Raw genomic sequence first — 10,532 nt, forward strand, 5'->3', positions numbered from 1 at the left:
GCCCTATCTGTCGCCACCTTTTCGGCCCGAATCCCTGTCCACGGAGCGCAACCACCATGTTTTCCGGCTCGATCCCGGCGCTCGTCACGCCGTTTGCGGATGGCACGTTCGACGAAGCCTCGTTCCGCGCGCTGGTCGACTGGCAGGTGGAAAGCGGATCGAGCGCGCTGGTCCCGTGCGGCACCACCGGCGAGGCGGCGACGATGACGATCGAGGAGCATGACCATGTCGTGCGCGTCTGCGTCGATCAGGCCGCCGGGCGCGTGCCGGTGATCGCCGGTTGCGGATCGAACGACACCGCGGTCGCGCTGCACCATATCCATGCCGCCAAGGCAGCGGGTGCCGCCGCCGCGCTGCTCGTTCCCCCCTACTACAATCGCCCCAATCAGGAGGGGGTGTTCTGCCATTTCGAGGTGCTGGCGCAGGCTGGCGGCCTGCCGATCGTCCTTTACAACGTCCCCGGCCGCACCATCACCGACATCAATATCGAGACGGTCGAGCGCATCGTGAAGGCGTTCCCGGACGTCGTGGTCGGGATCAAGGACGCGACCGGACAGATGGCGCGCGTGTCCGAACATCGCGCCCGCTGCGGCACCGGTTTCGCGCAACTGTCGGGCAATGACGACATGGCGCTCGCCTTCAACGCGATGGGCGGGGTCGGTGCGATCTCGGTCACCGCGAATGTCGCACCGGCGATGTGCGCCGAGTTTCAGGACGCCTGCGCGACGGGCGATTATGGCCGGGCACTGACGATTCAGGACCGGCTGTATCCGCTGCACGCCGCGCTGTTCAGCGATGCGTCGCCGGGGCCGGTCAAATACGCGCTGGGCCGGGTCCGGCCGGGCTTCCCCACCGACCTGCGCCTGCCGATGACGCCCCCGTCGGCGGCATCGCGGGCGGCGGTCGATGCCGCGCTCGACCATGCCGGGCTGGTCGGCTGAATTGCCGTCGCGGGTCGACACACGTTCTTGCGGCGGCACCACGCCGCTCGTAAAACGTCGGCCATATGCCTAACGGACACCTGTCGCAGCAAACCATTACTGGTCGCGAGATCGCTGCCCATGACTGGTCGTGCACGTCGCTCGGCCCGATCGAATCATGGCCGGTGTCGCTCCGCTCGCTGCTGGCGATGATGCTGTCCTGCCCCACGCCGATGTTCCTCGCATGGGGGCCGGAACTGCGCTGTTTCTATAACGATGCCTATCGACCGCTGCTGGGCATTCGGATCGACGGCGCGCTGGGCGAGCGGTTCGACATCGTCTGGTCGAACATCTGGGACGAATTGCTGCCGCTGGTCGAGCAGACGATGGCCGGCGGCAGCGTCACCGCGACCGACATGAAGCTCGACCTCGCCCGCACCGGCGAGCCCGAGGACAGCTGGTGGAGCTTCACCTATTCCCCCGCCTTCGACGATGAAGGCCGGGTCGCAGGCCTGCTGTGCGTCACCGGTGAGACGACCGCCCGCGTCGTGGCCGAGCGCGAGCGCGCCGCCGCCGACGAACGATTGCAACAGGCATTGTCGGCGGGCCGCCATATCGGCGCATGGGACTGGGACGTGCAGGGCGACGTCGTCCGCGCCGATTCGCGCTTCGCCTTGCTCTACGGCGTCGATCCGGCGGTGGCGGAGGCGGGGGCGCCGATCGGCACCTTCTTCGCCGCGATCCACCCCGACGATCTGCCACGAGCGCAAGAGCAGATCGCGGTGGCGATGGACCCGGCGGGCGACGGCACCTTCATCGCCGAATATCGCGTGGTGCGTGCCGACGGGACCAGCCGCTGGGTCTCGGCGCAGGGCCGGTGCAGCTTCGACGACGAAGGCCGCCCCGCCCATTTCCCTGGCGTCAGCTACGACATTGACGACCGCAAACAGGCCGAGCTGGCGGCGCTGGCGGCGAAGGTCGAGCGCGAGTTCGTCCTGTCACTCAGCGCCCGTCAGCGCGCGGCGACCGATCCCGAAACGATCATGCGGTTCACCGCCCGGGCGCTCGGCGAACGGCTCGACGTCCACCGCGTCTGCTTCGCGCGGGTCGGGGAGAATCGCGTCCGTTACATCGCCGGGTGGAACGACGGCGCGCTGCCGCCGCTGATCGGCGATCATTCGATCGACCGGATGGGCCGGAGCAACACGTCGCTGCTGCGCGCCGGCCGGACGGTGGTGTCCGACGCCTTTGTACAGGACGACCGGTTCGAACCCGATACCGTCGCCAGCTACAGCGCGAAGTCGGGCCTTGCCGTACCGCTGCGGCGCGACGGGCGGCTCGAAGGGTTGCTCATCATCGGTCATGCCGAACCCCGCCACTGGCTGCCGGGCGAAATCGCGCTGGTGCAGGAAGTGGCGGAGATCAGCTGGGTCACGATCCAGCGCGCCGATGCGCTGCTGCGGCTGGAGGCGAAGGTCGGGCGACAGGGCGCGCAGCTCGAACGCGTCGCGACCGAACTCCACGACGCCGCCTCCGCCCGCGCCGCCGCCGAAACGCAGGTGCGCCAGTTGCAGAAGATGGAGGCCGTCGGCCAGCTGACCGGCGGCATCGCGCATGATTTCAACAATATGCTGGCGGTAGTGATCGGTGGCCTCAACATGATCGACCGGCGGCTGGCCAGCGGCCGCCACGATGTCGGCCGCTACGTCGAGGCGGCGAAGGACGGTGCGACCCGTGCCGCCGCGCTGACCCAGCGGCTGCTCGCCTTTTCGCGCCAGTCGCCGCTGTCGCCCGAACCGGTCGAGGGCAACCGCCTGATCGCCGACCTGACCGACCTGCTCGCGCGGACGCTGGGCGAACGCATAGCGGTCGAAACGGTGCTCGGTGCGGGACTGTGGCGGGCCGAGGCCGATCGCGGGCAGCTCGAAAATGCGATCGTCAATCTCGCCGTCAACGCCCGCGACGCGATGCCCGAGGGCGGGCGGCTGACGATCGAGACTGCCAATGCCCATGTCGGCGACGATTATGCGCGCGAGGCGGACATGGCGGCCGGCCAATATGTGCTGATCGCGGTCAGCGATACCGGCACCGGCATGGCACCCGCCGTGCTGGCCAAGGCATTCGACCCGTTTTTCACCACCAAACCGGTCGGGCGTGGCACCGGGCTGGGGCTCAGCCAGGTGTTCGGCTTCGTCCGTCAATCGCGCGGGCATGTCCGCATCTATAGCGAGCCCGATGTCGGCACGACGGTTCGCCTCTATCTGCCGCGCTTCTATGGCGAGACGCCGACCCCGACCCCCCGCCTGACCACCGGCCCGGTGCGTGGCGGCGGCGCGCATGAATCGATCCTGGTGGTCGAGGACGAGATGCGCGTCCGCAGCTTCTCGGTCGAGGTGCTGCGCGATCTCGGCTACACCGTCTTCCATGCGTCGGACGGGTTCGAGGCGGTCGAGATGCTCGAAAACGGGTTGCAGGTGACCCTGCTGTTCACCGACGTGGTGATGCCGCGCATGACCGGGCGCGAGCTCGCCGACCGTGCGCTGACCATGTTCCCCGGACTGCGCGTGCTCTACACCACCGGCTATACCCGCAACGCCGTGGTGCATAACGGCGTGCTCGATCCGGGGACGCGGTTGCTGCCCAAGCCGTTCGACGTCGACGAACTGGCAAGGAAGGTCCGGGAAGCGCTGGACGCGTAAGTCCTCCCCGGCACGGGGAGGGGGACCAGCGAAGCTGGTGGAGGGGGCGGTCCGCACACGCAACGCTGCGGTGCGCCGCCACCCCCCTCCACCACCGCTACGCGGCGGTCCCCCTCCCCGCGGGGCGGGGAGGACTTTGCGGCCGGCGCTTCCCCTGCGCCCCCTGACCTCCTATGTCCCGCGCATGAGCCGTCCGCGTCCCCAGCTGTTCGACAAGAAAAAGACCGTCGCCGAAAACCGCCGCGCGCGGTTCGATTACGAGATCGACACCGTGTACGAGGCCGGGATCGCCCTGACCGGCACCGAAGTGAAAGCGTTGCGTTTCGGCGAGGGGTCGATTGCCGAAAGCTATGCCGACGTCCGCGACGGACAGGTGTGGCTCATCAACTCCAACGTCCCCGAATTCAGCCACGGCAACCGCTTCAATCACGAACCGCGTCGCCCGCGTAAACTGCTGCTTCACGAACGTGAGATAAACAAGATGCACGGCGCGGTGGCGCGCGACGGCATGACGCTGATCGCGCTATCGGTGTATTTCAACGGCAAGGGGCGGGCGAAGGTCGAACTGGCACTGGCCAAGGGTCGCAAGACCCACGACAAGCGCGAGCACATCAAGGAACGGGACTGGAAGCGTGAACAGGGAAGGTTGCTCCGCGACCGTGGCTGATCCCGCTGGCGACGCCCGGGGGCTGGGCAGCCGTGCGCTCCGCTGGGTCCGCGCGAACCTGCCGACGCGCGAATCGATGGAGGCCAACCGCTTCCTGCGGCCGGTCGCGCACCGTGTCCTCGCGCCCGAATTATGGCGATTCACCCGCCGCTCGGTCCCGCGCGGCGTGGCGCTCGGTATGTTCACCGGCATCCTGATCCCACTTGGTCAGATTCCGGCGTCGGCGGTCCTCGCGCTGCCGCTTCGCGCCAATGTGCCGGCGGCGGCGCTGACCACTTTCTTCACCAACCCGATCACCACGCCGCTGCTGTTCATTCTCTATTACAAGGTCGGGGCATGGCTGCTCCACCTCGACCGGGTGGTGCCGGGCCGGCCGATCGGCGACGCCGTTTCCACGCCGCCGGGCTGGCTCGAATGGCTGGTGGCGGAGGTCGGCCCGGCGACCGCGCTCGGCATGGTCGTGTGCTCGGTGGTCGGCGCGGTGCTGGGCTATGCGGTCGCGGCGCTCGGTTGGCGGTGGTGGATCGCCACCAAGTGGAAGCGGCGGGGGCATGGGGCGCGGGCTTCCCTATAGCCTCTCCGTTCGGTTCGAGCAGCTTCGAGCTTGTCGAGAAGCGTCCGTCGAGAACCCTGTGTTTGGGGCAACCCCTTCTCGACTACGGTTCTCGACAAGCTCGAACCTGCGCTCGAAGCAAACGGAGAGGGAAAGGACGCAGAGGGCCTTTTGGGTCAAACCAGATATTGACGATCGATATGCCGGGGTGCAGCATGACCGTATCACCCGATACGAAGAGGCATATGATGCGGCGTAGTTTCGTCCTGACCACCTTGCTCGCGGCTTCCGCCCTGTCGGCCTGCTCGATTACGCGGACGCCCGTCGAGACGGCGACCCCGGCCCCCGCGACCGCCATGGCCGAGCCTGCGCCGGCACCCAGGCCCGAAATCGGCGACTTCGGCTTCGACGTCGCCGGCATGGACCGCGCGGTGAAGCCGGGCGACAATTTCTACAAATATGCCAACGGCACGTGGGAAAAGATCACGCCGATCCCCGCCGACAAGTCGAGCTACGGCATGTTCACCGCGCTCGACGACTTGTCGAAGATGCGGACCCGCGAGCTGCTCGATGCGGCGAAGGGCGATCCCAACTCCAAGATCGGTGTCGCCTATGCGACCTTCCTCGACAGCGACGCGATCGAGGCGAAGGGACTGGCCCCGATCCAGCCCTGGCTGACCGAGATCAAGGGCCTGTCGTCCAAGGCCGGCTATGCCGCGCTGGCGGCGAAGGCATCGCAGATCGGCGTCGGCGGGCCGTTCGGTGCCTATGTCGGTCCCGACGACAAGCAGCCGCAGGTCTATGCGTTGCAGAGCGCACAAGGCGGCATCGGCCTGCCCGACCGCGATTACTATCTGTCGACCGACGCCAAGCTGGTCGAAACGCGCAAAGCGTATGAAGCGCATCTCGCCAAGGTGCTGACGCTGGCGGGTGAATCGAATGCAGCGGCGCGGGCCAAGGCGGTCGTCGACTTCGAAACGAAGATTGCCCGCGCGCACTGGACCCGGATCGAAAGCCGCGACGCGAACAAGACCTATAACAAGATGACCGTCGCCGAGCTCCAGCGCAAAGCGCCGGGGTTCGACTTCGCGACCTATTTCCGCACCCTCGGTGCCAGCACCCCCGATGTGATCGTCGCCCAGCCGACCGCGTTCACCGGCATGGCCAGGGTGATCGGCGCGGCCCCGATCGGCGTGCTGAAGGACCAGTTGCTGCTCCGCTCGCTCGACAATTTTGCGAGCGTGCTGCCCAAGGCGTTCGATGCCGAGAATTTCGCCTTCTACGGCACCGTCCTGTCGGGCACGCCGCAGCAGGAGGAACGGTGGAAGCGTGCGGTCGACTTCACGTCGGAGGCGGTCGCCGACGATGTCAGCAAGGCCTATGTCGCGAAATTCTTCCCGCCCGCGACCAAGGCGGCGGCGGACGAACTGGTCCGCAACGTGACCGAGGCGATGGGCCGCCGGATCGATAACCTCGACTGGATGGCACCCGAGACCAAGGCGAAGGCGCGCGCCAAGCTGGCCGCGTTCACGCCCAAGATCGGTTATCCCGACCAGTGGCGCGACATGAGCGACCTGACGATTACGCCCGGCGACGCGTTGGGCAACATGGTCCGCGCGAACCAGTGGCAGCAGCGTTACAACGTCCAGCATCTCGGCAAGCCGATCCAGAAATGGGAATGGTTCATGACGCCGATGACGGTGAACGCCTATGCGAATCCGGTCATGAACGAGATCGTGTTCCCCGCCGCGATCCTGCAGCCGCCCTTCTTCGATCCCAACGCCGATCCGGCGATCAATTACGGCGCGATCGGCGCGGTGATCGGGCACGAAATTAGCCACCATTTCGACGATCAGGGTCGCAAATACGACGTCAACGGCAGCCTGACCGACTGGTGGACCGCCGAGGACGTGAAGCGGTTCGACGAACGCACCGCCGCACTGGTCAAACAGTATGACGCCTATGAACCGTTGCCCGGCATGCATGTGAAGGGCGAGTTGACGCTGGGCGAAAATATCGCCGATCTGGCCGGGCTGACCGCGGCATGGGATGCCTATTCCCATGCCTATCCGGGCGAGCAGAAGGCGATCGACGGATTCACGCCCGAACAGCGTTTCTATCTCGGCTGGGCACAGGTGTGGCGGCGCAGCTATCGCGAGGCGAATCTGCGCCAGCGGCTGCTGACTGATCCGCACAGCCCGTCCGAACAGCGCGCATGGGTCGTCCGCAATCTCGACCCGTGGTATTCGGGCTACAAGCCGGCGGCGGGCGAATATCTGTTCCTCCCCCCCGAACAGCGCGTCCGCATCTGGTGATGCGATGCCCCGCCGGCATCCGCTGGCGGGGCGTCGTGCGCTTCATCTACCCATCCTGCTTCGTGGCGCTGGCCACGTTACGCGTCACCCCGGGCTTGACCCGGGGTGACGGTAAATGCCGGTTTGCCGAATGCCGATCCCCACAGAATGCCATACTCTCGCGGGGTTCGGCCCAGTCTGGAAAGATCCCCGGATCATTCCTGCCCCCGCCACGTAGCCAATAGCACCCGTGGCCCTGCGACGGATCGCGGCCACAACGCTTGACGTGCGGGGGCCAACCACCCCAACAGCCTAACCATGCTGCCGAAATTTTCCGCTGGCCCGTCGCCGGTCCTGCCGCTGATCACCGCGCTTGCCGCCGGGGTCGTTGCGGGTGCCATCGTCCTGTGGCTGATCGGCAGCGTGGCCGTAGCGACCGGCTTCGCCGCGGCGGCGGTGGTGCTGGCCGGCGTGGCGCAGGCGGTGCTGCACTGGACCGACACCCGCGAACCTGTCGAGCCCAGCGTCGACTGGTCGCTGGTGCAGGCGATCGCCGCCACCTGTCCGCTCGCGCTGGGGGTGACCGACCGCGCCGGGCGGCTGGTCAGCGCCAATGACCGGTTCGCGACGATGTTCGGAGGATATCCGACGCCGCCGGGCGTGCTGGGCGACGGGGTCGATGCCAACACGCTGGCCGGGGCCGCCCGGTCGGCATGGCGCGACGGCGAGGCGCGGGCGACGGTGCGGCAGGGCGATGCCCCGCTCAACGTGACGCTCAGCCGCGCCGGCGACAACATGCTCGTCTGGCAGTTCGAAGGCGGGCAGGTCATTGCCGAGGCGATGACGATGCGCAACATGATTGCGGGCACCGCCGGCGACCGGCTGGGCGTCGCCGGCGTGATGCTCGCGCTGCTCAGCCCCGATGGCCGGATCCGCGCTGCCAACCGCGTGTTCCGCGCCCGTGCCGTCGGCAATGAGGACGCCGCGATCGAGGGCCGCGATTTCGCGCGGTTCCTCGTCACCGACCATCGCGGTCGGGTGCGCTTCGAACGCGAGGGGCTGGGCGGCGATCCGCTGCGCATCGTACAGGTCCCGATTACCGACGATCCTGCCGGGCCGATGCTGGTGGCGTTGCTCGACGAGGAGGAGGCGCCGGTCGGGCTGATGCCGATCGCCGCGCCGGGATCGGCGGGGCAGGTGCGCGCGCTCGTGTCGCTGTTGCCGGTCGGCATGGCGCTGGTCGATCGCGACGGGCGCTTCCTGCACATGAACGACGCTTTCATCCGCGCGACCGGCGTCAATCCGGTCGCGCCGCCACTCTATCCGGGCGATCTGGTGGTGCGTGAGGACAAGGCCGCGCTGGCCGATGCCGTCCGCCGGTTCGCTGGTGGCGCGCAGCACAATGCCGACATGGCGGTCCGGCTGGCCGATCGTTCCGACGAACCGATCGCGCTGACCATTGCCGGTGCGCGCGGGCTGGGCGAGGCCGCCGTCGTCCTGTCGCTGCGCGATACGGGCGAGGAGGGCAAGCTCAAGCGGCAGGTGGCACAGGCGACCAAGATGCAGGCGGTCGGCCAGCTCGCCGGCGGTGTCGCGCATGATTTCAACAACATCCTGACCGCGATCATCGGCCATTGCGACCTGATGCTGATGCGCCATTCGCCCGGCGACAGCGATTATGACGATATCCAGCAGATCCGCGCCAATTCGAACCGCGCCGCCAGCCTGACCCGCCAGCTGCTCGCCTTCTCGCGCCAGCAGACGCTGCGCCCGCAGGTCTTGCAGCTGCCCGACGTCATTTCCGAAGTCTCGAACCTGCTCAAGCGGCTGCTGGGGGAGACGGTGCAACTGGTCGTCAATCACGGGCGCGGTCTGGGGTCGGTGCGCGCCGATCCGGGGCAGCTCGAACAGGTCGTCGTCAACCTCGCGGTCAATGCCCGCGACGCGATGCTGTCGCAGGGCGGCAACCGCAACGTGCTGACCATCGAAACACTGGCGACCAGCGCGCAGGAAGTCCGCGCTATGGACGACGACGTCCTGCCGATCGGCGATTATGTGACGATGAAGGTGTCCGACACCGGCACCGGCATCCCACCCGAAATCCTGCCGAAGATCTTCGAACCCTTCTTCACCACCAAGGAAGTGGGCAAGGGGACCGGCCTCGGCCTGTCGACCGTCTATGGCATCATCAAACAGTCGGGCGGCTATATCTTTGCCGAATCGCGTGCCGGGCGCGGCGCGACCTTCGTCATCCACCTGCCGGTCCATGCCGCCGCCGCCGAACCGCCGCGCCTTGGCACCAACCCGAAGCTCAAGACCGAACCGACCGCGCCGGCATGGGGGTCGGGCACGATCCTGCTGGTCGAGGACGAGGACATGGTCCGCGCCATCGCCGAACGTGCGCTCACCCGACAGGGCTATACCGTGATGACCGCCGAAAATGGCGAGGTCGCGCTCGAACTGCTCGCCGACCGGCCGCATATCGACCTGCTCATTTCCGACGTGGTCATGCCGACGATGGATGGTCCGACGATGGTCGGCCACGTACGCAAAGTCTATCCGACCTTGCCGATCCTGTTCATGTCGGGCTACGCCGAAGAGCAGCTGCGTCGATCGATTGATCTGGATCAAGTTTCGTTCCTGCCCAAGCCGTTTTCGGTCCAGCAACTCGCCACGGCGGCGCGCGACGCGCTGTCGAACACCTGATGGTACGTGGAATCCTGTTGCGGTGTTCCCGCTTTGACCGCTAAGGACCGCGCATATGACTTCGCCCGCCCGGATCCTCGTCGTTGAGGATGAACCCCTGATCGCCATGATGCTTGAGGATTTCCTCGATCTGCTCGGTCGAACCGTCACCGGTACTGCCGACAATGTCGGCGCGGCACTGGCGGCCGTCGATCGCGGCGGCATCGATGCGGTGATCCTCGACGTGCATCTGCGCGCCGGGGAGAAGAGCTGGCCGGTCGCGGACCGGCTGGCGGCGGCGGGTATTCCCTTCGTGCTGGCAACCGGCGGGTCGGGCGACATGATCGAGGCCGCGCACCGCGACCGTCCGGTGCTGTCGAAGCCGTTCACGATGGACGCGGTCGAGAAGGCGCTGAACGACCTCGCGTAATTGTCTGAAAATGCGCGGTTGTGCGTTTTGCCGGCCGGAACTGCTTCGAACCTTGCTCCGTCGCTAGGGCCAATCGACATTCAGTTCGCTGGGCGCACGAATGACGCTCCATCTCCTTTCGTCACTTCCGCGCAGACGGGAGTCTATATACGCCAGCGTCGCGGATCGAGCCGAACCGTCGGCGTCTATGGATTCGCTGAGTTCACGAAAGAAGTGCACCATCGATAAGGTGGCAGCGCGATGGGACGAGATTACAGGCAGTTCAGCCTTGACGAGCGGATCGA

General features: G+C 67.0%; 8 protein-coding genes. 7 read left to right on the top strand and 1 reads right to left on the bottom strand.

Annotated elements, in window-relative coordinates:
* Positions 1-56: 56 nt before the first annotated feature.
* From dapA to ASE50_RS17195, 7 genes are all read left to right on the top strand, one after another.
* Positions 57-941: a 4-hydroxy-tetrahydrodipicolinate synthase gene (gene dapA, locus ASE50_RS17165; RefSeq protein ID WP_056403442.1), complete on the top strand. Its 885-nt coding sequence runs from the start codon at positions 57-59 to the stop codon at positions 939-941.
* Between the two features lie 65 nt (positions 942-1,006).
* Positions 1,007-3,619, top strand: coding sequence for an ATP-binding protein (locus tag ASE50_RS17170; protein WP_082439095.1), 2,613 nt, complete (start codon positions 1,007-1,009; stop codon positions 3,617-3,619).
* Between the two features lie 184 nt (positions 3,620-3,803).
* The gene (gene smpB / locus ASE50_RS17175; RefSeq protein WP_055759935.1) at positions 3,804-4,286 is read left to right on the top strand and encodes an SsrA-binding protein SmpB; all 483 of its coding nucleotides are present in this window, start codon (positions 3,804-3,806) and stop codon (positions 4,284-4,286) included.
* A 76-nt stretch (positions 4,287-4,362) separates the two neighbouring features.
* Positions 4,363-4,860 carry a DUF2062 domain-containing protein gene (locus ASE50_RS17180; RefSeq protein ID WP_056403516.1) on the top strand — a complete coding sequence of 166 codons (498 nt, stop codon included), beginning with the start codon at positions 4,363-4,365 and terminating at the stop codon, positions 4,858-4,860.
* A gap of 227 nt (positions 4,861-5,087) precedes the next feature.
* Positions 5,088-7,154, top strand: a complete 2,067-nt coding sequence (locus ASE50_RS17185) for a M13 family metallopeptidase (protein ID WP_056403521.1) — start codon at positions 5,088-5,090, stop codon at positions 7,152-7,154.
* Positions 7,155-7,451: 297 nt separating this feature from the next.
* Positions 7,452-9,839 (top strand): PAS domain-containing sensor histidine kinase, encoded by a 2,388-nt coding sequence (locus ASE50_RS17190; protein WP_056403446.1) that lies wholly within the window; start codon positions 7,452-7,454, stop codon positions 9,837-9,839.
* Between the two features lie 55 nt (positions 9,840-9,894).
* Positions 9,895-10,248: a response regulator gene (locus ASE50_RS17195; RefSeq protein WP_056403449.1), complete on the top strand. Its 354-nt coding sequence runs from the start codon at positions 9,895-9,897 to the stop codon at positions 10,246-10,248.
* A gap of 63 nt (positions 10,249-10,311) precedes the next feature.
* Here ASE50_RS17195 and ASE50_RS19580 read toward each other — a convergent pair.
* On the bottom strand, positions 10,312-10,532 hold a 221-nt coding region (locus ASE50_RS19580; protein ID WP_235512417.1), incomplete at its 5' end, for a hypothetical protein.

Origin of the sequence: Sphingomonas sp. Leaf5 (assembly GCF_001421155.1) — a bacterium.
Lineage (GTDB): Bacteria > Pseudomonadota > Alphaproteobacteria > Sphingomonadales > Sphingomonadaceae > Sphingomonas.